Consider the following 24,099-nt stretch of genomic DNA (forward strand, 5'->3'; position numbering starts at 1 on the left):
GGGGATTTCTATTGTTTAAACCTTAGTTTCAATTGCTCCCAGGTAAAGAGATCCCCCCCATTCGTCATTAAGGCATCCACTGCTTCCTGCTCCGTCTTAAAGGCCGTTAAAAATTCCCCCATGGGACTGGGAATACGCTCGCTGATCATATAGATTGCCTCTTTGGCATCTATCAATTTCCCTGGTTGATTGTAGTCGTTCACCAAATAAAGGGCAATCTGATTCCGGTCTATCTCCTTAAGATGATTCATCATGCATTCACTGGAATCAAACTTAAAGACCTTGCCTTTATCCGTAACAATTTCAGCGGCATGTTGCCGATCCACAATGGTCATACTACAAAAATGACATCCATCGGACCCATAGGCAATAGGTTTAGGGCCAACACTGCAGGACGTTGCCAACAATAAAAACAAAAACACTACTATTCTATAGTTCGCCATATCTTAAAATTATGTAGTGGCCGGTTTTTTGGATGGCCGGTTTGCGCTTAATCCCGTGCTCTTCCATCCCATAGAGAATGCTACCAATGTAAGTGACATTCCAATAAACATCATGTAGGCACCGGTACTGGGAAGGGAGGTTACATCAAAATTCAACATTTTTTGGTATCCCAACAGGGGTGGTTTATAGGTCATAGGGGTTCCATCCTCATTGACAACCTTGATAATGGCATGTGGATCTAGGTTGGAACCATAATCGGTAAGCCATTCATTAAAGTCGTACATGCCCAAAATTCCTAAAACGGACATGAGAACAAACCAGCCCAAGAACCATTTAAAATCTACTTTTCCCAAGAATCCCAATAGTCCTATAAGTACTCCAAGTACCACCATTCCTATAATAACTTTGGGAAAAACATCAAATTCCCACATTTCCCCAGATTTGGGTATGGTCTTCATACCAATATAGTGATTTAATCCGTCTATATTCTGAAGATCAAATTCCGAGACTCCCTCTATTCCAGAAATATGGATATTCATGCCCAATGGTTCTGGATATTGAGGTGCTCCCAGCATAATGTTCCATAGGGGAAAGGCAAACAGTCCCAAAAGAAGTAATGGACCAACGATCATTAGTATACTTGCGTTTTTCATTTCCTATTGTCATTTTATTATTGAACTCATCTTAACTTTTTCTATTACCTGTAAAATCATCATTTTGCATCCTAATTTTGTCTTTTTCTCTCACCGTAGCGCTGCTATGCTGCTCCAAAAAGGCTTCATTAGGATACAAAGGCATAACTTTTTGGTTGAAAACAAAAAGTCAAGATGAGTTCATTTACAAATCGAACAATGTTCTGGATGGTCGTCCCTTTCTTCAACTTGTTAAAAAAGCGGGCAGTTTCTTAAACCAGACCCGCTTTTTATGCTAAAAACCAATAATAAGTAGCCTTAATCGCCTAGGGACCAGGAAAGTTCCAAATTGGAATTTGCCGGTGATACCCTAACATAGCCCTGCATCTCTTGGTGAAGCGCGGAACAGAAATCGGTACAATAGAACGGCCATACCCCAACTTGCTTGGGCTCCCAAACAATGGTCTTGGTCTGACCCGGCATTACCAACAATTCCGAAGTGTTGGCTCCTATTATGGCAAAACCGTGCGGTACATCAAAATCCTGCTCTTGGTTCGTTATATGAAAATATACTTTGTCTCCCACCTTGACTCCTTCAATATTATCCGGTGTAAAATGGCTTCGGATGGTTGACATATAAACGTGTACATCCTTACCTTCACGCACTACTTTGGAATCGGCCGCCCCTAAGGTGGCGTAAGGGTGCTTGTTATCTGCCAGTTTATAAAACTTTTTAGATTTGGGAGCTAAAAGTTCAGCTGGGATTCCTGCCGCGTAATGTGGCTCGCCATGGGTGGGGAAATCATAAAGAAGTTCCATTTTTTCGCCAGAGATATCATAAATCTGAGCCGAGTGTTCCATCTCCGGCCCAACTGGCAAATATCTATCCTTGGTAATCTTATTAAGCGCCACTACGTACTTACCAAAAGGCTTTCTTGAATTTCCACCTGGAATCATCAAGTGACCTACAGAGTAATAGGTAGGTTTTCTATCGATCACCTCCCATGTCCCTAGTTTCCATTTTACAACTTCGGAAGAAATAAAGAATGTGGTATATGCATTCCCTTCAGCATCAAACTCGGTATGCAATGGTCCAAGACCCCCACTTTTTACGGTTCCGGCCAGCACATCCTCAAATTTAAGGATGGGAATGCCATAGGCCTCCCCATCAAACTTTTTATCCTCAATGGCAGCAATCATATTATCAAAGGAATGTACCGTTAGGTCCGCAGATAATTTACCATTACCAATGATATATTGTCCAGAAGGATCTACGTCACAACCGTGGGGCGATTTTGGAGTTGGCAAAAAGAATACGGCACCGGGTACATCTAAGGGGTTTACGGTAAGAACTTCCTTTTTCATGGTACTTGTTGCGGTATGCGTAGACTCATCATATACATTATGTGCATAGTTGGCGGGCATTTTTGTTCCTCCACCGTTGTTAACATACGCTTCAATTTTTTTCCAGTTTATGGCGGCAATAAAATCCTTATCGTTCTGGGAAGAATTCACTTCTTGCAAGGTACTGGCCTCTTCGGTATTATACGTAGTAAAGAAGAACCAACCATGGGATTTACCACGTCCAGGATGCGAAAGATCATAATTAAACCCGGGCATTATGATCTGGAATTTAATATCCATACTACCGTGTTCCGGCTCAACACTAATGAAAGACAAAGCTCCTTGAAAGTTTCCTTTATATTCGTTTATGGGGATATCACGCTGTGGAATAGGCACTGAAAAACGCGTTCCGGCCACCACATACTCAGAATTCTCAGTAACAAAGGATGAACTGTGGTTACCGGCACTATTGGGTACCTCAATGATTTCTTCTGTTTCAAAGGTAGTGAGGCTTATCCTTGCAATCCTCGGTGTGTTATTCCCATTTATAAAGATCCATCTTCCATCCAATTCACCATTGGTCTGACTAATATCAGGGTGATGGGCGTCATCCCATGGCACAAACCCGTGAGAGGTATTTAACATAGGCTTTGTTTCTTCAGAATAGCCGTAGCCCGAGGTGGCAAATTGTGAGAATACGGGAATTTCCTTGAACATACGTCCGGAAGGCAAGCCGTAGACGGTTAGGTTGCCACTATATCCCCCGGAAAAAAAGGCGTAAAACTCGTCATGTTCCCCAGGGGCCACATAAACTTTTTCGGCATTGCTCGAATTTAATGCTCCTGAAGAACTTTTGCCCTGATTCCCGTTACCGCAACCGGTCAATAAGGCGGCAAAGCCCAAGAGTCCCAATACTAAATAGGTATGCTTTTTCATTGTTTTTGATTTAATTGATTATTGAGTTCTATAATTATTCTGTTGGGGGCAATATTACCTTGTCTACCACATGTACTATTCCATTGCCCGCAGGTACACTGGCTAAAATTTTGGCGCCCCCTACAAAAACATCGTCCCCAACTACCTCAACGGCAACGTTCTGATCATTGGCCTGCCCCAATTTTTTAAACTTCATTAAAAATTCCTTGCTGTAATTGCCGGCGGTAACATGATATTTTAGAATATTGGCCAAAGCATCTTTGTTCTCCGGTTTTAAAAGATCTTCCACTGTGCCTGCAGGCAAGGCCGCAAACGCTTCATTGGTGGGCGCAAATACCATCAAGGGACCTGCATTTACCAGGGCGTTTTCCAATTCCGCGGCCTGCACCGCTGCCACCAAGGTGGAATGGTCTGGGGAACCCATAGCAATCTGCAGAACATTGGGGGTGGAACCATCATCGGCGATAAAGGCCTGGCCCTGCTGCTCAACTTCCTTTGTTACGGCTTTACCATTAGTAGGGGCCGTTGCCGTCTTTGGTTCGTTTTTACAACTGAACAAAACGCCCAGCATCAGAAACGATACTATCAATGTTTTTAAATTGGTTGTCGGGAACATAATGCTATGTATTTTTGGTTATAAGGTTCTAAAGAATTCCAATACTGCCCGGGCCTCTTCTTCGGTCAGACTTTGATTGGCCATGGGTGCGCCGTTAAATTCCGCTAATAGAGCTTTGGCCAAAGGATCCTCCTTTACCATGACCTCAGGGTTCAATATCATATTCATGACCCATTCCGGACTACGTCTTTCCAATATGCCTTTTGGGGCTGGCCCTATAAATTTTTTATCTACCCTATGGCAGGCCAAACACATTTGATTATACACTTCCTCTCCCTTTTTGGCCATTTCCTGGTCCACCTCGGCGGTCAAACTTACTGAGGTAATGGGCCCCACTCCCTTGTTGGTCAAATCGATGGTTTCAGAGGGTTTTGTATCCGAGGTGGTAGGTGCCGGTGATGCTTGTTCCGTTGTGGTTTTTGCCCTGTCCACACTAAAACCTTCTTTTTTCTTTTCTTCCTTACCACCACAGCCCATCATCAAAACAGAAAAAAGAACTGCGCTACTTTTTAAAATTATTTTCATATATAAATATTTATTGTTTTTAATGGTCGTTTTTATTGGTTTTGAACCTTGGTCATAAGTATGATTTTCTGCATAGCTTGTAATTTTTAACAATTTATTGGGACAAAATTAGCCTTGGATAGAAACAAAAAATATGATAAAAATCATATTAAAGGATAAAAACATCTTTTTATCCTTATTTTTTTTACAATAAGATAAAATACCTTGCCCTTTTACACCAAATAATCCGTTAAAAACAGATAAAATATTGATTATCATTATGCTGCATGATTCATTCTTTAAACCCTATGATTGCCGATCAACAGGAAAAAGTCCCGACTCCTTTGCCTTTTAAATCTTTTACATATCTTAGTAAAAACACTTCAACGGAAACAATGGCGCTATGGGACTTGATAATTTTGTGGCCCGTTTTAAATTACTTCGATCTTAAAATTGAAGGTCCAAGAGTGGGATAGGGTTAGATTTGCAATAATATTGAAGGGTCCATTGCCGACCACTTAGCCTAATTTTGAATCGATAACAGCATATGGGCAATTTAGAAGAACTTATACAATTACTAAGTTTAGAACGCATAAACGATAATACCTTTGTGGGACAAAACTATCAGGCACCCTGGGGCAGGGTCTTTGGAGGGCAGGTATTGGGACAGTCTTTGCATGCCGCCTACCAAACGGTTACCGATGATCGGACTGCACACTCCATGCACGGGTATTTCCTTTTGGGGGGCGACCTGAGCATTCCCATTACCTATGAAGTAGATTTTTTAAGGAACGGCCGTAGTTTTACCACCCGCAGGGTGGTTGCCAAGCAGAAGGGAAAGGCCATTTTTAACATGGCAGCCTCCTTTCAGGTCAGGGAGGATGGTGTAGAGCACCAAATAACCATGCCCAACCTGATAACCCCTAAAAAGTTGATGAACAGTTTGGAGCAGATAGAAGAGTTGAAAAAAACGGATCCGGACTCCTATAACCTTATAAAGCTCACCCATCCCAAAGTATTCGAGTTTAAGCCCGTGGAACGGTTAACCTCCCTGCTTTCTAAAGATGGCCCTCCATTTAACCATATGTGGATGCGCGCTACGGAAAAGGTAAGGGGCAATTTGCCCCTGCAGCAGCAATTGTTGGCCTATGTCTCCGACTACAACATCCTAACGACCGCTTCCCTTCCCCATCGTGAAGCCCTCAGAAAAGGAAAGACATTTTATGCCAGTATAGACCATGCCCTATGGTTCCACCGCAGTTTTAAGATAGACGAATGGCTGTTGTACACTATGGACAGTCCCAGTGCCAGCAATTCCAGAGGTTTTTCCAGGGGCAGTATTTTTGACAGAAATGGGGCTCTAGTGGCCTCTGTGGCACAGGAGGGGTTAATGCGCAGCACAGGGTAAACTTCATAACACCACCATATTATCTGAAAATGGACCAATCCCTATTTTTTGGCCCAATTATTTATGGACAAACCCAAAACCATTCTTTTTGAAAGGTATTCTTTTAGGCCAAACTTACTCAAACATTCTATAAATAGGGTTAGACAGATGAGCTTCCCATCGACCAATTACCAATATCACCTTTAAGATAACATTTGCGCCATTGCAGGCATCTGCGGTTTATCCTTGGTAAATTACCGTTTGTCCGCACAAAAATATTCCTCTCGTTTTTCAACCATTTTTTTCTCCTTTTTGACCACTAAATTTCTGTTTGGGGCAAGACCGGTCGAACTTTGTCCTATAATTTTAAACAAAAAGTATGAAAACAATTTTACTCGTAAAAGAAATTTATGCCGAAGGATTCAAAAACCTAGGGAACATTATTGTTAAAAATTATTTCAAAGCGTTCATGTGGTTCAGCGTGGCTATGTTTGCCGTAGTGTTGTACGCTTTCATATTTAGATTGACCACTGGATTCGTTTGGGATTAATAAGCAAAAGTGCAATAGCATGAAACGGACCATGATTTTTTTGGGACATAAACAAAATTGAAGATTCAAGAAAATCGGAATCCGACCAAAGGGATTGTGGGTAAAGTGTATTGGCGAATTGCATCTGACTCCCGATAATTATCGGGGTTAAAAACAATAAAACTAATCAGATGAAAGGTATGGAATATTTAAGGGAATTATTGGTGGGGAAAAGTGATGGGATCGAGGTTCCAATGACACTAAAATTATTATTGATCTTGGTCTTCCTATGCTTTTTCCTGGCCTTGTTCTCCATTTTGTTATACACTTTTGAATAACATGGCATTGTTGCAGAATCATGGGATTCCGCAACCCTGAATACTGTACTGTTTTTTTTGATGGTTTGTAGGGATCAATCCCTAAAGCTGTGTGTACAAAAAGATAGAATTTGCTATCCAAATACATGCTCTGTTCATTTTTTGCATCGCCAAAAAAACGACCAGGGCCGAAGAACCAAGGTACAGTGTACCTTGGTTAGAGGAGCCAGCTATGGCCTGGGCTAGGCTGATTTTATATTCCTTTTGAAAATTGTCTGCAAGGCCCGATGCTGGGTTCATCTTCTTCCGTAGTGGAGATGGCATGGCCGTAGAGAATTATTGAAGCCTTGGAAATAATTTAGGCCATGGCATCGGTCCTTAAAATCCAGAGATTTTAGGGACCACATAGTGAAGAAGGGTCTTTTCTCCTGCCCGACGGCAAGGCGGGTTTGTTTCGTTTTATTCATTGCCCCTCTATTTTGGAAAAAGGTATTCATGAACCTCCTGCGTCGGTTTCTTTGGACAAGCAAAGAAAATGAAAAATGATTTAAATATAAATTTCAATCGATTCTTTCCATGAATTAAAATGAAGGCAATTTATTGTAATTACAATTTTTGCCTGAACACAACGAATAGACATTATTCTTTTATTATTTTCCCACTTGAACAATCTAAGCCTGACAGATTTTTTTTATTGGTCCAAGAATAAAATTGATCTTAAAATAAATTATGGATTTTATCCAATATATTGGAAATATTCCATAATTTAGCATACCTTTTTTTTAGGTATGCCATGAACAAAACAATACTTCATTTGGATTTGGATACCTTTTTTGTATCCGTAGAGCGACTTCAGGACCGTAAATTGGAGCATAGGCCCATACTTGTTGGCGGGGTTGGCAACAGAGGGGTGGTAGCCGCATGTAGCTACGAGACCAGAGGTTTTGGGGTACATTCCGGCATGCCCATGAAAATGGCCAAAGAACTCTGTCCGGAGGCCTTTGTCATAAAAGGGAATGCGGGAACCTACAGCAAACATTCGGATATAGTGGCCGATATTATCAAGGAGCAGGTACCGGTCTTCGAAAAATCGAGCATAGATGAATTTTATGCAGATCTTACGGGAATGGACCGTTTTTATGGTTGCCATCAATTCTCCACCGAACTGCGCCATAAAATTATCAAGGAAACCGGACTTCCCCTTTCCTTTGGCCTATCGGTAAACAAGGTAGTATCCAAAGTAGCTACCAATGAGGCCAAACCCAACAATCAACTAAAAATAGAAATAGGCCAGGAAAAATCTTTTTTGGCGCCCTTATCCATTAAAAAAATACCAATGGTAGGTGACAAGACCTATCAGACCCTCCGCAATTTGGGATTGCGTCAAATAAAGACCATCCAAGAAATGCCCATGGAAATGATGCAACGGGTATTGGGCGCCAATGGGGGCGTAATATGGAAACGGGCCAATGGTATAGACAACACCCCTGTTATTCCTTTTTCCGAACGCAAATCCATTTCCACCGAACGTACTTTTGATAGGGACACCATAGATGTGGTTAAATTAAGGGGAATCCTTATAGCTATGACCGAGAATCTGGCCTATCAGTTGCGAAGGGGAAAAAAACTTACGGCCTGCATTGCCGTTAAGATCCGCTATTCGGATTTTAACACCTATTCCAAACAATTGAAGATTCCGTACACCAGTGCGGACCATATCCTGATTCCCCAAATTTTGGACCTTTTCAATACATTGTACAACAAAAGGTTGTTGATCAGGCTTATCGGTATTCGTTTCAGCCATCTGGTACATGGCAATTACCAGATAGATCTATTTGATGATACCGAAGAAATACTAAACCTGTACAACGCCCTGGACAGGATTAGGGAACGCTATGGGGACAAAAGCGTTATAAGGGCCTCCGGCATGGATGCCAAGACCATTGGCAGAATGCACAATCCGTTCAACGGGCAGCCCCCTATTGTATTGGCACATCGGAAACAGTGAGGCTGTATCCAAAGTTCAAAGTTGGAAAGTTCAAAGTTCAGGTTTTAAAAAAAGAACCAAGAATCTGGAGACTGGAGACTGGAAGAGATTCCAATGAACAATTAGCAGTGAGCAGTGGGCAGTAATCAGTATTGAGAAGTGAGAATTGAGTAGTGAGAGAAAAAGAACCTAGAATCTGGAATCTGGATACTAGAGATTAGAAGAGATTACAGTAATCAGTAGTGGGTGGGCAGTTTTGAGTAGTGGGAATGAGCAGTGGGAAAAGAGAATCTGGAATCTAGAGCCTAGAAACTAGATGTTCAAAGTAGTTCCGTCATTGCGAGTTTCGCTGCCGACAGGTAGGCGAAACACGGCAATCTGCCAATTGGAGTGTTAACATCCTTGTGGGCAGTCTGTTTTCAGTAGTGGGAATGAGCAGTGGGAAAAGAGAACCTAGAATCTAGAACCAAGATAGAAGAGATTACAGTAAATTAGCAATGAACCGTTAACAACCTAGAAGTTCTAATCAATTGCCTAATGAATACAAGCTACTGGCTACTGGCTCTTGGCTCTTGAATCTTGGCTCTTGGCTCTTGGCTCTTTAATAGCCTACGGTATATTCAAATACTTATGGGTCTGGAGCGAGACTTTCCATTTGGGATTTTGCATCACATACTCCACGATCATTGGGACCACCTTGTCCCTAACGCTCCATTCCGGCTGCAGGTACAAAATACAATCCTTATTGGTCTTGGCCGCCTGTTCCTCGGCAAAGATAAAGTCGTGCTTATTGTACACTATCATCTTTAGTTCGTGCGCCCTGTCATAGATAATGCCCTCGGGCAACTTGTTCTTTTTGGGGGAAAGGCAGATCCAATCCCAGGTTCCGGAAAGCGGATAGGCTCCGGAAGTCTCTATATGGGTCTTCAGGTTTTTGGCCTTTAGGGCTTCCGTTAAGGGGCCCATATCCCAGGTAAGGGGTTCTCCCCCTGTAATGACAATGGTATCGGAATATTTGGCCGCATTGGTCACAATATGGGCTATCCCTGTTGGTGGGTGGGTTTCTGCATTCCAACTTTCCTTCACATCGCACCAATGGCAGCCCACGTCGCAACCGCCCACACGAATAAAATAAGCCGCGGTCCCCTTGTGGAAACCTTCGCCCTGAATGGTGTAAAACTCCTCCATTAGAGGCAGCATCTGGCCCTGATCTACCAAGGCTAAAACATCTTCTTTTACCATGCCGCAAAGATAGAAAATACCCCGCTCCAGCACTACTAATTAAGGAAAAGATATTTTGGGAGGCCCTAAACCATGATTTTTTAAATAAAATTGTAAAAAAAATATTTTGCCTCACCCGGGACCGCCGAAAAGGCAGTCCCGACCCTGACTACCGGCATGGGCGGATGGGAAGCCTTGGACTTAGGGGTCGGGAAACATTTAGGCCCAACTTTTATAACTACTGGTAGAAGGGGATTAATAACCTTTTACTACAAGAAAAGCTGATTATGATAAACCATACGGACCTCTTTTTACTATCTAAACAAAAACGGACCAATTAAGGAAACCAACATAATGTAAATTGAAAAATAAGATAAACGAAATTTTTGGGCTATTTTAGTTTACTTAAAAACTAACAATTTGTTACACTTTTATGTATGAATAAAATCATTGTAACCTGTGCAATTATTGAAAGTGAAAATCAAGTGCTTGTGGTTCAAAGAAGTGAAAACATGAAATTGCCCTTAAAATGGGAATTTCCAGGTGGGAAAATCGAAAAAGGAGAATCTGAACAAGATTGTTTAATACGAGAAATTAGGGAAGAATTAAATATTGAAATTGAACTAATGAAAAGGTTAACTCCTTCACCCCTTTTTTTATCCGAACATATTTATCGAATTGATTCCATTCATTGCTAAACAAGTTGGAGGTAGATTAAAATTAAAAGAACATGCCGATTTCAAATATCTTGATAAAAGTAAATTATTAAACTTAGATTGGGCTGAAGCTGATGTTCCTATTGCAATAGAGTATTTAGCATTATGAAGGAAGGAATTTACGAAGAATTAGTTACGCAATTGGTTTCTCAAAAACTTGGGGATATTGATAAAAATGTTTTTTACATCAACAAATCTCAAATAGATAAAGAGGAAGCATCTTCAATACTATCAAAGCACTTGGCTCAAACTATTAAAAACGCATTGAACATTGTTAGGGGTGAAAATCAAATTGAATTACAAATTGAAATTGCCAACAAAATAATTTCCTTTTTGAAAGATGAACTCAAAAAAGAAGAATTTGATGATGATTTGATTGCCATTGAAGGCGAAGTTTTAAAAGCAGTATTTTCTAAAGTAGATGCATATTTTTCTGATATCAATTTGCATTTAAAAGAAATAACGCCATATACTCGTTTAACGCACAGCGAATTGTTTACGGGTGGTAATGTTGGAATATCTCTTGAAAGTGAGTTGAAAAAAGAAATTTTATCATCGGACAAAATAGACCTTTTGGTTTCATTCATAAAATTTAAAGGAATAATAATTCTTGAAAGAGAATTTGAAGAATTTACGAGAAAAGGAGGTCAGCTAAGAGTAATCACTACTACATACATGGGTGCGTCAGATTATAAAGCAATTCAGTTACTCTCGAAACTGGAAAACACTCAAGTCAAAATTTCTTACAACTCTGGAAATGAAAGACTTCATGCCAAAGCATACTTGTTTAAAAGAAACTCGGGATTTGATACAGGTTATATTGGGTCATCAAATTTTTCTCGCTCAGCCTTAACAGATGGTTTAGAATGGAATCTTAAGATAACAACAAAAGAGGTTAGACACATTATTGACAAATTTCAAAAGACTTTTGATTCTTATTGGCAAAGTGATGATTTTGAATTATTTGATGATTCCATACATAAAGAAAAACTAATCCAATCTTTAAATCAGGGCAAATCAGGAAAAATATCGGATTTAAATCTATCATTTTTTGATATAAAACCATTCCCATTTCAATCCGAGATTTTAGAAAAATTAGAGGTAGAACGAACTGTTCATGACAGGAATAAAAATCTAATTGTAGCTGCCACAGGAACGGGAAAAACAGTAATTTCGGCTTTTGATTATAAGAACTTTAGGGCTTCAAACAAATCAGCCAAACTATTATTTCTCGCCCATAGAAAAGAAATACTGTTGCAATCCTTAACAACTTTTAGAGGTATTTTGAGAGATAATAATTTTGGAGAATTATGGGTAGATGGATTGGTGCCGGATAATTATGAATTTATATTCGCATCTGTCCAAACTATCAATAATCGATTAAAAGACTTTCATTTATCACCCGAATTTTTCGATTTTATCGTTATTGATGAATGTCATCACATGACTGCCAATAGCTATCGCGGTATACTCGATTATTTCCAACCCAAAATATTGCTTGGCCTAACTGCAACTCCGGAAAGAATGGACGGAGGCGATATTCAAGAAGATTTTCAAAATAGAATCGCGGCAGAAATTCGATTGCCCGAAGCTTTAAATAGAAAGCTTTTGTGTCCCTTTCAATATTTTGGTATAACAGATAGTATAGATCTTACTAATGTTGGCTGGGAAAGAGGACGCTATATTGCTAGTGAATTATCATCTATCTACACTGCAAATGATAGAAGAGTCAGAGAAATTATAGATACCCTAGAGAAGTACACTAAAGACTTGAATGATGTTCGTGCTATTGGTTTTTGTGTATCAATGGAACACGCCAGGTATATGGCAGAAAAATTTTGCTTACCTGGTCTTAAAGCCGACTACCTTACTAGTGCAAACAATCAAAATAGAGATAAGATCAGAAACCAATTACTTAGTAAGGATATTAATTATCTTTTTGTTGTAGATATTTTTAATGAAGGAATTGACATACCTGAAATAGACACAGTACTTTTTTTAAGACCTACCGAAAGTTTGACCATCTTTTTGCAACAGCTTGGTAGAGGATTGCGATTAGCTGAAAATAAAGACTGCCTTACTGTTCTAGATTTTGTCGGAAATTCAAGACCAGAATACAATTTTGAAAATAAGTTTCGTGCTTTAATTGGTAAAACAGCTAGAACGGTAAAAAAAGAAATAGAAGATAATTTTCCTCATTTACCACTCGGATGTTCGATTATCTTAGAAAAAAAGGCCAAGCAAACTATTTTAGAAAATATTAGTACGGCAACATCAGTCAACAGAAATCAATTAATTCAGAAAATTCAAAATTTTCAGCATCAATCAACCTTAGCGTTGAATTTGAAAAACTTTGTAAGCTTATATAATATACCCCTGCAAACGATTTATAAACGTGGCGGATGGAAAAGATTATGCCATGACGCAGGGAAGTTGAATGAATTTACCTCGAACTATGAAAAAGAAATTGTTAGGGCTATTTCTAGTAAATGGTTGTCATGCAGTTCAAATAGCTATTTTCAGTTTGTATTGAATCTTGCAAAAAAGAACTTTAATGTTAACCTTTCAGATTTCACTGAACTGGAGCGACAAATGCTTTTAATGTTACACTATGACATATGGCAAACGGCTGGTGGGTTTGAATCTCTCGAACGAAGCATTAAAGAAGTTGGGAAAAATATAATACTAGTCGAAGAGATAATTGAAGTACTTGAAATTCTTATAGATAAAATAGATTTTAAGGAAATAGAAATCACTTTACCATACCAGCAGCCATTAAAAGTTCACGCTCGCTATACAAGAGACCAAATCTTGGCAGCATTTCGTTTAAGTACTTTCCAGCGAAAGTCACCAAGTCGAGAAGGAGTAGCAGAAAATTCAGAATTAAACACTGAGCTACTATTTATAAATCTTATTAAGTCTGAAGAAAACTTTTCGCCAACCACCATGTATGATGATTATGCGATCAATGAAACATTATTTCATTGGCAAAGTCAAAATTCAGCTGGACCTGATACACCAAAAGGTCTTTCATATATTAAACACAAGAGTGAGAAAAAGAAAATTTTACTATTCGTTCGTGAGAAGAATAAAGATGAATACGGAAACACAATGGGGTATGTATTTGTAGGTGAAGGAATATTAAAAGATCACTATGGCGCTAAACCCATGAGTATTAAATGGGGATTGAATGAACCTATGCCACACTATTTATGGAAAGATGCTGCGAAATTGAGAGTTGGGTAGCATCTTTTACAATTATTCCAGGTCTTGCACTAGCAGATATTTATGAACAATATGGGGCTAGGATTTTAGAACAAAATGTTCGTTCATTTCTGCAATTCACAGGTAAAATAAACAAGGGATTCGTAACCTTGTGCGCCTACCTGTCCGTTAGGCAGGCTCGTGCCTCAACACCTTTTCCACGCTCGTGCCACAACCAATTTTCCTTAAAAACAAAAAGTATCTTGCGTTATTAAAGAAAAAATGTTGAATATAATGCTCTCCTAAAAAGGATAGGACTGAAATTATAAAATACACCTAAGTACATGACAAAAATCGTCTTAACAAGGTTTATCGGAAAATCCGTTTTACCCCAAACCCTAAAGCTTGCCTGTCCGGTAGGCAGGGGAGCCTGATTTTCCTTGATTTCTCCCTTTAGGGTCGGGGTCAAAAATTGAGGAAAATCTTGCGAAATGGAATTTTGTCATGTACTAAAAAATTACTCTTATTATTTTTCAATTATTTTTGTTTATGAAATGGGCATAAACAGAATTAGTTTTTTTTGCATACCCGGCGGGAACACAGCGATTGATGTATGCAAAAAAATTATTACTCTCATATTCAAAATAAAATATAAATAGATGAAACCGACATGTTTAAAATAATCATTAAACACACTGCGAAATGATTATTTTAAACATCAAAGGTTACACCCGCCAGAATGACTTTGTCGGGCTGGTGTGACCATTGTGAAACAATAAATATAAACACATGAAAAGAATAGTCAATTACTTTCTACAAGGCCTGTTATACATTGCGCCCTTGGGAATCACAGCCTACATTATTTATGTAGTGTTCCATTTTATAGATAATCTTTTGAAGGATAAACTGGAGGAAATTTTTAATATTGATATCCCAGGATTGGGATTGGCAGTAATCTTTTTATTTCTGGTTTTGGTCGGGATAATCGGTCAAAGCATCTTGGCGAGACCCTTTAAAGACCTATTTAAACGGATTATTGAAAAAACGCCTTTGCTCAAGCTGATATTTTCAGCCTTGAACGACCTTTTTTCCGCTTTTGTGGGCAAGGAAAAGAAATTCAATAAGCCTGTTATTGTTTTGGTAAACCCTATATCGAATTTGGAAAAGTTGGGTTTCCTCACCGAAGAAGACTTAAGCACCCTTGATGAAAAGGAAAAGGTAGCCGTTTATTTCCCGCATTCCTATAACTTTTCAGGGGAATTGTTCATTGTACCTAAAAATCAGGTTAGGCCAATAGATATAAGTCCTTCCGTGGTTATGAAATTTATTATCTCAGGTGGGGTTTCGGGTATCTATGAAGACAAGGAAAGCACAAGTGATTAAAAATAAATAGAACTTACCTTAATTGAACGTGAGTTCGACATAAAAATATTATCAACACATTGTTTTAGCGTAAATTAAAATTAATGCTACGGTCCCCTCGAGCGCCGGCCCGTACCAAGCGGCCGTTCGGGCGGGGAGTCGAGAGGTTATTTGACTGTAATGTATTTAAAATGAGGTCTCGACTCCGCTCGACCGGACAGATGTCATATAAACAACTGATTTTAAATAAAATATATATCGAACTTACCTTAATTGAAGATCAATACCTAAAGAAATCATATAGTATGAATCCAAAAGTTGTCGATAGATTTTTAGACAGGGCCAAAAAATGGAAACCGGAAATGACATTGTTGAGGGAAATCTGCCAGGATTGTGGCCTCACAGAGGAATTTAAGTGGATGCACCCCTGTTATACCTACCAAGGAAAAAATATTGTTTTAATCCATGGTTTTAAGGAATATTGTGCACTCCTTTTTCATAAGGGAGCCCTGTTAAAGGACACGGATAAGATTTTAATACAACAAACCCAGAACGTACAATCGGCCCGTCAAATCCGCTTTACAGGCCTCCAGGAAATCATGGATCTAAAATCTACCATTAAAGCCTATATTTTTGAAGCTGTAGAAGTAGAAAAGGCGGGGTTGGAAGTGCCGATGAAAAAAACCTCCGAGTTTAAAATACCGGATGAATTTAAAGAGGCCCTGGATAAGGACCCGGATTTAAAAACGGCGTTCCAAAGTCTGACCCCGGGACGACAAAGAGGGTATTTGCTGTATTTCTCACAGGCCAAACAGTCCGCCACAAGAGCCAACAGAGTGGAAAAACTTATCCCTAAAATCCTACAGGGCAAGGGATTGAACGACCAGTAATTGGGGTTGGCAATAGGCAAAAAAACAGATTTTACCGTGGACTACCAAAGCTTATGGAAACTGGAGCAACCGCAAAGAAATTTCATGCCAGCAAAGGCAGACAGGGGTTTTGGAACGGAATTCCATGGCAAACTATATTCCAGAGATATGGGATATGAGATTCTAGAATTGAGACTTTCAACAATTCAAACCTTCAACTTTCCAACCTTAAACTTTTTCCCTGCCAACTGTCACTGCCAACTGAAAACTCTTACTGCGCTCGATCCGAAAAAATTACCATAAACAACTCATTAACAATTAAATATAAATCCAACTCAAGTTATTAAACGTTTTCGGGAACTTCAAATCCTTCCCTATAATCCCGTCTTAACATTTTATCCGCCTCAGGGTCGTTTACGAACGACTCGGATTTTGGATTGAATGTAAGCACACGATCCAATCTATAGGCAATATTGCCCAAATGTGCCAGACCGGAGGATAGGTGTGCCGTTTCCACAGGGCCGTTCAGGATAGTTTTATCGCGCTTGCGCACGGCTTCGATAAAATTGGCAAAATGTCCGTCCGTTCCACCGGCTCCACGGTCCATTCCGGTTCCCGACTCTCCCCCATCCTCGCCAGATTTGCCCGGGGTCCTATCCTTTCCTAAATAGGTTTTATACTTGTCATAACCATCTACCACCAATATCCCCTTATCCCCATAAAAAATGTTGCCAACGGTGGCACCCTCTTCCGTATTGGTGCACCATGGGCGTACTTCGAACTGTATGATCTTTCTTTCTTCAGGGTAATTATATACCGAGGTAAGCACTTCCGGCACCTCCTTGCAATCGTCCCAAAGGAACTTGCCGCCCATGGAGGTGATCTTGGTAGGAAGCCCTACATCCAAGCCCCACATACATAGATCGGTTTCATGAATTCCCTGGTTTCCTACATCCCCATTGCCATAATCCCAGTGCCAGTGCCAATTGTAGTGTACCAAATTCCTGGTAAAGGGCCGTTTTGGGGCCGGTCCCGTCCACAGGTCATAATCTATTCCTGGAGGAACGGGAGAGAATCCTTGGTCCCCGATATCCCCTCTCCAACGAAAAACAATACCTCTGGCCATATATACCCGTCCTATATATCCGTCCCGCATTAAATTAATGGCTTCGTTAACGGCGGGCGAACTCCTTAACTGAACCCCGTGCTGTACGATCCTATCGTATTTTGTGGCCGCCTCTACCATTTTACGGCCTTCCCAAATGTTGTGCGACCCAGGTTTTTCCACATAGGCATCCTTTCCGGCCTGACAGGCCCAAATTACGGAAAGTGCATGCCAGTGGTTGGGAGATGCAATACTAACTACATCAATATCCTTATTGTCCATAACCCTTCGCAGATCCTGCTCCAACGCAACCTCTTTGTTGTAGGTTTCCTTAAAGCTCTTTTGTCGCTCACCTAAAAGATTCATATCGGGATCGCACAATGTGGTGACCTGAACATTTTTCTGTCCCATTAGGCCTTCAATATGGCTTTTTCCACGTCCGTTAACGCCCAAAACCGCCGCGTTGATACGGTCGTTGGCCCCAAAAACAGTGGATGAGATTATGGTAGGGGCCGCAATTACAGCGGAACTTGCTACAGCCGTTCTTTTAATAAAGGATCTTCTCGTTGATTTCATCTGACTCTATATTTATAATTGGTATGGTTACACTTATATTAATACTATTCCAGTTTAAACCTTTAAGCTATGTAGGGAAATACCTATTTTTTTGATAAGCCAAGGCACATTTTCTTTCTCAAAAAAAGGCGTTTTAAAGGGAACAGAGTTTTAAGTCCTTGACCTCTAAAACAAAAGCTATTTAATTGTGCTATGAAAATAAGTATTATTTTCTTATTCGTTAACGTTAACAGCAATAGTTTTTTGTATTTTTTTACTTAATGCAAAGCAAACGAGGTATGGTAACCTCTATTTTGCCTATAATTTGGGTAAATTTGCTTTATACGCTGTTTGTTGATCGGGACCAATGCTAAATTCTGATAAGACTATGAAAAGACTTGAGATAAGGACAGATGCAAAGGTGGCATTGGTTTTTGATAACTACCCCCCGGATATTCGACCAAAGATGGAATACCTGAGAACACTGATCCTGACCACTGCCGAAAAAATAGAGGGTCTTGGCCTGTTGGAAGAAACTTTGAAATGGGGCGAGCCCAGTTATCTGACCAAAATTGGAAGTACCCTTAGAATAGATTGGAAAGCTAAAAACCCTAATCAGTACGCCATGTACTTCCAATGCACCAGTAAGTTGGTACCCACCTTTAAAATGATGTTCAACAATATGTTCAGGTTCAACGGCAATAGAGCAATCATATTCCATATTGCAGATCCCATTCCGGAAGAGGCATTAAAATTATGCATTACCACTGCCCTCACCTATCACAAGGTAAAACACCTACCTATATTGGGCATGTAAATTACAATCCCCAAAAAGTTTCCTTATACCCCTTAGTACATTGTGTAAAAGCCCTGAGCAATTTATTATTTAGATTTATTACAAATAATTTGGTCTATTCAAATCTTCAAGATATTTTTGTCGCCCAGTAATTATTTATTTTTGGTCTAAATAAGCATAAATGAAGCACCAACTCACATTACTACTTCTCCTTGGCTTAAGTTCCTTAGCTTTTTCACAGAACACAACAGTTAGTGGAACTATAAAGGACAACACCGATACCCCCTTACTTGGAGTGAATATCGCATTAAAAAATTCGCAGATCGGGACAGAGAGCGATGAAAATGGGCGTTTTGAGATCGCCAACCTTGATGAAGGTGGGCACATCCTATCCATTTCCTATCTTGGATTCAGGACCAGGGACATCCCATTTTCCATCAGCAACGGAAAAGCAGTTGATCTGGGGGACTTGATATTATATGAAGGAAACGAAATACTTACCGAAGTGGTCGTTGAAGGAGAACGGATCAATAAATTTTCAAGAAAGAAAACGGCCTATGTATCCAAACTCCCATTGAAGGATATAGAGAACACCCAGGTGTACAATACGATTACCACGGATCTATTGGAATCGCAAATAGTGACCAACTTTGACGATGCCCTTAAAAATGCCGCCGGGGTAGAAAACTTATGGACCTCCACCGGTAGGGGCGGTGATGGGGCCGGATACTATTCCATGCGCGGATTCTCGGTGCAACCACAACTGGTAAATGGCCTGCCCGGTCTGACCAACGGCACCATAAACCCGGCAAATATTGAACGGATAGAAGTTTTAAAAGGTCCATCCGCCACTTTGTTCGGCAATGCGGTAAGCTCCTATGGCGGACTAATAAATGTGGTCACCAAAAAACCCTATGCCGGTAACGGGGGCGAACTTTCCTTTACCTCTGGCACTTATGGGCTAAATCAGATTACGGGCGATTTCAATACCGCACTCAACAAAAGTGAAAACCTTTATTTTAGGCTCAACACCTCTTACTCCACAGAACAAAGTTTTCAGGATGCCGGCTTTAGAAAGTCCTTTTTTGTTGCCCCTTCCCTATCCTACAAGGTAAACAACCGATTATCCTTCTCGTTCTACGGTGAAATTACACAGGCGGAACAGACCAATCCCATGTTTTTGTTCTTGAACAGAAGTGGGCCAACAGAGGCAGAAAATCTTGACGAACTGGGCTACAACAATAAACTATCGTTTACCAGTAACGACCTGACCTTAGAAAATCCTACCCAGAATTACAGGGTAGAAATGGACTATAAATTGTCCGACACCTGGCAATCCCAAACGCTCCTATCTAAGAGTTCCACATCTACCAAAGGGTACTATTCCTATCTGTTCGATTACGGTATCCTAGGGAACGATACCTTTTCCCGATTTATCAACAAACAGAATGCCAATACCCAAACCACGGATATCCAACAAAATTTTATTGGCGATTTTAAAATTGCCACATTGAGAAATCGTATAGTTATAGGCCTGGACTATTTTAATGCCACTGCAACGGACAATAGTACCGGCTATGCCTTTTATGGCAACGTTACCCCCGAAGGCGGTGCCAATGGAGACGATCCCTTTACCACAGAGGTGGAAACAGATCCATACCCGCTGTCCACGGCCGGTGTAGATGCGGTTTTGGCCTCCCAGGCCGTAGGGAACAATAAGTCCAAATATCATATTTATAGTCTTTATGCCTCCGATGTTATAAATATTACCAATACGCTATCGGCAATGCTTGGGCTGCGCCTGGATTATTTTGATAACGAAGGCGATATGGCCAATGTGGATGACGATTACGACCAGACCACCCTGTCCCCCAAGTTTGGACTGCTGTACCAACCCCTCTTGGATCAGCTTTCTATTTTCGCCAATTATCAAAATGGTTTTACCAATGTGGCCCCCCAATTGGTAGGGGATGCGGGCGCTGGACCACAGACATTGAAAACATTTGACCCGGAGCAGGCCAATCAGTTGGAATTTGGTGTGAAGACCAACCTCTTTAACAATAGATTGAACGCCACGCTTAGTTACTATGACATTACCGTAAAGGACCGTGTAATAACCGACCCCTCCTCTCCCTTTAACAAGATCCAGGGCGGAGAAGTGGAAAGCAAAGGATTTGAAATTGAAATCAATGCCAATCCCTTTAAAGGTTTGAACCTTAGGGCCGGCTTCAGCAATAACGACAGCGAGACTACAAAATCCGACAATACCGAGATATTGAATAGAAGACCCTTGGAAGCTGGTCCGGAAACACAGTATAATTTTTGGGCCAATTATGAATTGCAAGAGGGCCAATTGGACGGTTTTGGAATAGGATTGGGATTTAACGGGGCAAGTGAGCGTTTTGCCATAAACTATGCTTCCACTGGAGAATTTATCCTGCCAAGCTATACCATTGCCAATGCCTCCCTTTATTACCAAGCCAATAGGTACCGAATTGGCCTAAAGCTGAACAATGCCTTTAACAAGGAATATTACAAAGGTTGGTCTACCATCAACCCCCAGACGCCTAGGGTGTTATTGGCCAATTTTACTTACAAATTTTAAAAACGACCATGAAAACCTTGAAACCCTCTATATAATATGAAATTTAGAAAAATCATTTTTGAACTTCATAAGATCCTAGGCCTTATTAGTGGTGTAGTGGTGTTCATTGTGGCCATTACGGGCTGTTGTTGGGTTTTTAAGGAGGAGTTGCAAGGCCTGAACGACGACTATAAAAAAGTGGTTCCGCAGGACAAACCCGTGCTTACGGTATCGGAGGCCAAAATGTTTGCCCAGGAAGTATTTCCCGATAAAAGCATTCATGGTTCCCTGTACCAAAAGGCGGACGATGCCATTGAGGTAATATTTTATGAACTGGAACCGGAATTTTACCAAAGTGTTTTTCTAAATCCATATTCGGGAAAGGTGATTCAGGTAGAAGACCATCTTTCGGGCTTTTTTGCCTTTGTTTTGAAAGGGCATATGCGGTTATGGCTACCCACAGAAATTGGTGAGCAGGTGGTAGGCGTATCTATCCTTGTCTTTATATTTATCCTTATTTCCGGGCTTGTTTTGTGGGTGCCAAAAAAACGAAAGAACTTGGATCAGCGTATAAAATTCAAGTGGAAAGATAGTACGCGATGGAAGCGTAAAAATTTTGACCTACATGCGATAATCGGATTTTATATTTGCTCCCTAGCCCTGATCCTTGCCTTTACAGGCTCCATAATGTCTTACGAATGGCTGCAGTCCGCCTTCTACAAATCGATTGGCGGGGAAAAGGAAATCTCCTTTTATATCCCTGAAAACAAGGCATCCGAAGGCCTTGACAAAGATACAAAACCAATAGACCTCTTACTTCCGAAGCTACAAAAGGAATCTCCCTTGGCCGAAGATTTTGAACTACATTATCCCCATTCTGATGATGAAAGTATCTATGTGGAAATTTCCAATAGCAAAGGGCTCTTTTACGATGCCGACTTCCGCTATTTTGATCAACATACCTTGGAAGAAATAGAGACCGATGGCATTTACGGGAAATATAAGAATGCCAAGGTTGCGGATAAAATTATGCGTATGAATTACGACATCCACATTGGGGCCATTGGTGGTATTGTTGGAAAGATTATTGCTTTTTTGGTCAGCCTACTGGCAGCAAGTTTGCCGGTTACCGGAATACTATTATGGTATGGTAGAACCTATAAAAAAAATAAACCTATAAAAAATAATCGTATTTTAAGCCCTAATAATTAACTGAACCCCAAATTCATACCTTGCATTTACACTTGGATATTTAATAATATCGACTATACAGCAGTTGATCTAAATACGCAAGAGCGAATATGAAGTTTAGTTTTAAGTTTTTACCTCTAAAGGATCTGTTCTATTCCATTTTCCCAACTGTTGGGACCTACGGCGGATATATACAGGGGGTGGCCCCATCATTTTTTCCAAACTTATGGATCGCTGTTGGGATTGGGCTGGTCATCTCGGTAATCCTGGCCGTCATATTTTATAAGGAAAATGTAAAAGCGTTTAAAAAGTCGTTGGCCGAGATATTGGCCACCGGATATTTTATGAATTTTACAGGACGTTTTGGGAAACTTCTCAAGACCAGGACACCTATTCATTTTTCATTTCCGGACGATACTATAAGAACCTTTACCGCCGATAAAATAACCGTTGAAGTGGGTATGCCCTCCAGCCTGAAATCCCTGACGGAATATGCCGAAATGGTAGAAAACAAATTTGATATTGTTTATGTTCGCGAAGCTACCTATAGTGAGCCATTTTGGCTACGGGCGCAAATAGTTGGGGACGATAGACTAATTATCCATGAATTTCCCAGAACTTTGTTCTCCCTCTCTAGGTATTTAAAGGACGATTTTTTGGATCAGCACATGGCCGAAAAGAACTCGAAAAAAATCTATTCTTTTTTTCAACATAAAATAGAACAGTTGCGAATTGAATATTCCAGTGAAATTTCCAATGACCGTTTAATTTTTAGACCCATCTAAGTCCTGGACAATGAAGTAAAGATTATATGAACTGCAGGAACAGCCCAAAGTAATACTCTGTTGAGTCCCTAGACAATTAAAGCGGCCCCCGAACAAACCCCTTCCAATGATCTAAATATTCAGCAAAATGATATTCAATATCCAATTGAAATTGGCCCAAACCGCAAGCGACTTCGCACAAGCAAAAAAATTAATCTTGGAATATGTTGCCTGGTTGGGCATTGATCTGTCCTTTCAAAATTTTGACAAGGAAATGGAAACCCTTCCAAAAATGTATGGCCCCAACGAAGGTGGGCTATTTATTGCCTTTAGGAACGGAGAAGCTGTTGGGATAGCCGGACTACGAAAATTCAACGGACAGGATGCCGAGCTAAAAAGAATGTATGTACGGCCCGAAAGTAGAGGTTTGGGTATAGGGCAATTGCTGTTAAGTGCATGCATGGAAACGGCAAAAAAGCTAAATTACAAGAGTATAAAACTGGATACTGCAGATTTTATGAAATCGGCTATTAAACTGTATACGGACAACGGTTTTGTTGAAATAGGGGCATACCGCCACAATCCCCATGAATCGGCACGGTATTTTGAACTAAAATTGATTACGGAATAAGAGGATAAATGATTCCTGACTTTGGATGGTCTTATTATTTTTACAGAACAGGGCATGAACTATAGCAATTTAGCTCCATAAAAATTCATTTATCTCAAAATATCCCTGTACCCAAAGTATACTACCTCGGGTCAAGCCTGTCTGCCGACAAAGGCAGGCCCACGAGGCATTGAAAGGAAATTCAAGTTTGATTTCGACGCCCGCCTGAACGGAACGGGCGAGCAAGCGTCGGAGCACCTGCCTGCGGCAGGCAGGTTTAAATCTCGATTATCGAGTAAATACAATGGAAAACTCCGGTTACCGATAGCCTGGCCTGCCGTACAAGCTCCCCTATTTATTTTTCGGAAGGCTTAAAAGGAAACCAGTTGATCTTACACGGTATGATCGATGAAAACCTGCATTTGC

The 24,099-nt window shown here is 40.4% G+C and carries 20 protein-coding genes; 13 read left to right on the forward strand and 7 right to left on the reverse strand.

Going from position 1 to position 24,099, the window contains the following annotated elements; translation table 11 throughout:
- Positions 1-8 precede the first annotated feature (8 nt).
- The 5 genes from D0S24_RS11780 to D0S24_RS11800 all read right to left on the reverse strand — a co-directional run bounded on the left by D0S24_RS11780 (position 9) and on the right by D0S24_RS11800 (position 4,497).
- Positions 9-443: a nitrous oxide reductase accessory protein NosL gene (locus D0S24_RS11780; protein WP_117020063.1), complete on the reverse strand. Its 435-nt coding sequence runs from the start codon at positions 441-443 to the stop codon at positions 9-11.
- Between the two features lie 9 nt (positions 444-452).
- Positions 453-1,097 (reverse strand): hypothetical protein, encoded by a 645-nt coding sequence (locus D0S24_RS11785; protein WP_117020064.1) that lies wholly within the window; start codon positions 1,095-1,097, stop codon positions 453-455.
- Positions 1,098-1,394: 297 nt separating this feature from the next.
- Complete coding sequence (nosZ, locus tag D0S24_RS11790) at positions 1,395-3,356, reverse strand: Sec-dependent nitrous-oxide reductase (protein WP_117020065.1); 1,962 nt, start codon at positions 3,354-3,356, stop codon at positions 1,395-1,397.
- Between the two features lie 34 nt (positions 3,357-3,390).
- On the reverse strand, positions 3,391-3,972 hold the full coding sequence (locus tag D0S24_RS11795; protein ID WP_117020066.1) for a fasciclin domain-containing protein: 582 nt from the start codon (positions 3,970-3,972) through the stop codon (positions 3,391-3,393).
- Positions 3,973-3,990: 18 nt separating this feature from the next.
- Entirely contained in the window at positions 3,991-4,497 is a 507-nt protein-coding gene (locus tag D0S24_RS11800; RefSeq protein ID WP_117020247.1) for a cytochrome c, read from the reverse strand.
- A gap of 526 nt (positions 4,498-5,023) precedes the next feature.
- Here D0S24_RS11800 and D0S24_RS11805 point away from each other — a divergent pair.
- From D0S24_RS11805 to D0S24_RS11815, 4 genes are all read left to right on the forward strand, one after another.
- On the forward strand, positions 5,024-5,884 hold the full coding sequence (locus D0S24_RS11805) for an acyl-CoA thioesterase II (RefSeq protein ID WP_117020067.1): 861 nt from the start codon (positions 5,024-5,026) through the stop codon (positions 5,882-5,884).
- Positions 5,885-6,242: 358 nt separating this feature from the next.
- Positions 6,243-6,413: a DUF6747 family protein gene (locus D0S24_RS21095; protein WP_181938077.1), complete on the forward strand. Its 171-nt coding sequence runs from the start codon at positions 6,243-6,245 to the stop codon at positions 6,411-6,413.
- 170 nt (positions 6,414-6,583) lie between these two features.
- Positions 6,584-6,730, forward strand: coding sequence for a hypothetical protein (locus D0S24_RS21100; protein ID WP_181938078.1), 147 nt, complete (start codon positions 6,584-6,586; stop codon positions 6,728-6,730).
- A 772-nt stretch (positions 6,731-7,502) separates the two neighbouring features.
- Positions 7,503-8,717, forward strand: a complete 1,215-nt coding sequence (locus D0S24_RS11815) for a DNA polymerase IV (protein WP_117020069.1) — start codon at positions 7,503-7,505, stop codon at positions 8,715-8,717.
- Positions 8,718-9,305: 588 nt separating this feature from the next.
- Here the strand turns inward: D0S24_RS11815 and D0S24_RS11820 are convergent.
- Positions 9,306-9,938, reverse strand: coding sequence for a 7-carboxy-7-deazaguanine synthase QueE (locus tag D0S24_RS11820; RefSeq protein WP_117020070.1), 633 nt, complete (start codon positions 9,936-9,938; stop codon positions 9,306-9,308).
- A 416-nt stretch (positions 9,939-10,354) separates the two neighbouring features.
- Between D0S24_RS11820 and D0S24_RS11825 the strand changes: the two genes are divergently transcribed.
- From D0S24_RS11825 to D0S24_RS11850, 4 genes are all read left to right on the forward strand, one after another.
- Positions 10,355-10,615 carry an NUDIX domain-containing protein gene (locus D0S24_RS11825; protein ID WP_251795780.1) on the forward strand — a complete coding sequence of 87 codons (261 nt, stop codon included), beginning with the start codon at positions 10,355-10,357 and terminating at the stop codon, positions 10,613-10,615.
- Positions 10,616-10,738: 123 nt separating this feature from the next.
- The gene (locus D0S24_RS11830) at positions 10,739-13,879 is read left to right on the forward strand and encodes a DUF3427 domain-containing protein (protein WP_117020071.1); all 3,141 of its coding nucleotides are present in this window, start codon (positions 10,739-10,741) and stop codon (positions 13,877-13,879) included.
- A gap of 747 nt (positions 13,880-14,626) precedes the next feature.
- Positions 14,627-15,220 carry a DUF502 domain-containing protein gene (locus D0S24_RS11845; protein ID WP_117020074.1) on the forward strand — a complete coding sequence of 198 codons (594 nt, stop codon included), beginning with the start codon at positions 14,627-14,629 and terminating at the stop codon, positions 15,218-15,220.
- A 284-nt stretch (positions 15,221-15,504) separates the two neighbouring features.
- Positions 15,505-16,089: a YdeI family protein gene (locus D0S24_RS11850; protein ID WP_117020248.1), complete on the forward strand. Its 585-nt coding sequence runs from the start codon at positions 15,505-15,507 to the stop codon at positions 16,087-16,089.
- 322 nt (positions 16,090-16,411) lie between these two features.
- Here D0S24_RS11850 and D0S24_RS11860 read toward each other — a convergent pair whose 3' ends face one another.
- Positions 16,412-17,749, reverse strand: coding sequence for a Gfo/Idh/MocA family protein (locus D0S24_RS11860; RefSeq protein ID WP_117020076.1), 1,338 nt, complete (start codon positions 17,747-17,749; stop codon positions 16,412-16,414).
- Between the two features lie 367 nt (positions 17,750-18,116).
- Between D0S24_RS11860 and D0S24_RS11865 the strand changes: the two genes are divergently transcribed.
- The 5 genes from D0S24_RS11865 to D0S24_RS11885 all read left to right on the forward strand — a co-directional run bounded on the left by D0S24_RS11865 (position 18,117) and on the right by D0S24_RS11885 (position 23,694).
- On the forward strand, positions 18,117-18,545 hold the full coding sequence (locus D0S24_RS11865) for a DUF1801 domain-containing protein (protein ID WP_117020249.1): 429 nt from the start codon (positions 18,117-18,119) through the stop codon (positions 18,543-18,545).
- Between the two features lie 160 nt (positions 18,546-18,705).
- The gene (locus tag D0S24_RS11870) at positions 18,706-21,129 is read left to right on the forward strand and encodes a TonB-dependent receptor (protein WP_117020077.1); all 2,424 of its coding nucleotides are present in this window, start codon (positions 18,706-18,708) and stop codon (positions 21,127-21,129) included.
- A gap of 36 nt (positions 21,130-21,165) precedes the next feature.
- A complete protein-coding gene (locus D0S24_RS11875) occupies positions 21,166-22,320 on the forward strand; it encodes a PepSY domain-containing protein (RefSeq protein WP_117020078.1) in 1,155 nt (384 codons plus the stop codon).
- 89 nt (positions 22,321-22,409) lie between these two features.
- Positions 22,410-23,084: an STING domain-containing protein gene (locus tag D0S24_RS11880; protein WP_117020079.1), complete on the forward strand. Its 675-nt coding sequence runs from the start codon at positions 22,410-22,412 to the stop codon at positions 23,082-23,084.
- A gap of 127 nt (positions 23,085-23,211) precedes the next feature.
- Complete coding sequence (locus D0S24_RS11885) at positions 23,212-23,694, forward strand: GNAT family N-acetyltransferase (protein ID WP_117020080.1); 483 nt, start codon at positions 23,212-23,214, stop codon at positions 23,692-23,694.
- Positions 23,695-24,099: the final 405 nt, after the last annotated feature.

The sequence above is a fragment of the Arenibacter sp. P308M17 genome (assembly GCF_003426735.1).
GTDB lineage: Bacteria > Bacteroidota > Bacteroidia > Flavobacteriales > Flavobacteriaceae > Arenibacter.

Bases quoted from the DNA above. Each gene is read 5' to 3' on its own strand.
- D0S24_RS11780 (WP_117020063.1), bottom strand. From the start codon at position 443: ATGGCGAACTATAGAATAGTAGTGTTTTTGTTTTTATTGTTGGCAACG.
- D0S24_RS11785 (WP_117020064.1), bottom strand. From the start codon at position 1,097: ATGAAAAACGCAAGTATACTAATGATCGTTGGTCCATTACTTCTTTTG.
- nosZ (WP_117020065.1), bottom strand. From the start codon at position 3,356: ATGAAAAAGCATACCTATTTAGTATTGGGACTCTTGGGCTTTGCCGCC.
- D0S24_RS11795 (WP_117020066.1), bottom strand. From the start codon at position 3,972: ATGTTCCCGACAACCAATTTAAAAACATTGATAGTATCGTTTCTGATG.
- D0S24_RS11800 (WP_117020247.1), bottom strand. From the start codon at position 4,497: ATGAAAATAATTTTAAAAAGTAGCGCAGTTCTTTTTTCTGTTTTGATG.
- D0S24_RS11805 (WP_117020067.1), top strand. From the start codon at position 5,024: ATGGGCAATTTAGAAGAACTTATACAATTACTAAGTTTAGAACGCATA.
- D0S24_RS21095 (WP_181938077.1), top strand. From the start codon at position 6,243: ATGAAAACAATTTTACTCGTAAAAGAAATTTATGCCGAAGGATTCAAA.
- D0S24_RS21100 (WP_181938078.1), top strand. From the start codon at position 6,584: ATGAAAGGTATGGAATATTTAAGGGAATTATTGGTGGGGAAAAGTGAT.
- D0S24_RS11815 (WP_117020069.1), top strand. From the start codon at position 7,503: ATGAACAAAACAATACTTCATTTGGATTTGGATACCTTTTTTGTATCC.
- D0S24_RS11820 (WP_117020070.1), bottom strand. From the start codon at position 9,938: ATGGTAAAAGAAGATGTTTTAGCCTTGGTAGATCAGGGCCAGATGCTG.
- D0S24_RS11825 (WP_251795780.1), top strand. From the start codon at position 10,355: ATGAATAAAATCATTGTAACCTGTGCAATTATTGAAAGTGAAAATCAA.
- D0S24_RS11830 (WP_117020071.1), top strand. From the start codon at position 10,739: ATGAAGGAAGGAATTTACGAAGAATTAGTTACGCAATTGGTTTCTCAA.
- D0S24_RS11845 (WP_117020074.1), top strand. From the start codon at position 14,627: ATGAAAAGAATAGTCAATTACTTTCTACAAGGCCTGTTATACATTGCG.
- D0S24_RS11850 (WP_117020248.1), top strand. From the start codon at position 15,505: ATGAATCCAAAAGTTGTCGATAGATTTTTAGACAGGGCCAAAAAATGG.
- D0S24_RS11860 (WP_117020076.1), bottom strand. From the start codon at position 17,749: ATGAAATCAACGAGAAGATCCTTTATTAAAAGAACGGCTGTAGCAAGT.
- D0S24_RS11865 (WP_117020249.1), top strand. From the start codon at position 18,117: ATGAAAAGACTTGAGATAAGGACAGATGCAAAGGTGGCATTGGTTTTT.
- D0S24_RS11870 (WP_117020077.1), top strand. From the start codon at position 18,706: ATGAAGCACCAACTCACATTACTACTTCTCCTTGGCTTAAGTTCCTTA.
- D0S24_RS11875 (WP_117020078.1), top strand. From the start codon at position 21,166: ATGAAATTTAGAAAAATCATTTTTGAACTTCATAAGATCCTAGGCCTT.
- D0S24_RS11880 (WP_117020079.1), top strand. From the start codon at position 22,410: ATGAAGTTTAGTTTTAAGTTTTTACCTCTAAAGGATCTGTTCTATTCC.
- D0S24_RS11885 (WP_117020080.1), top strand. From the start codon at position 23,212: ATGATATTCAATATCCAATTGAAATTGGCCCAAACCGCAAGCGACTTC.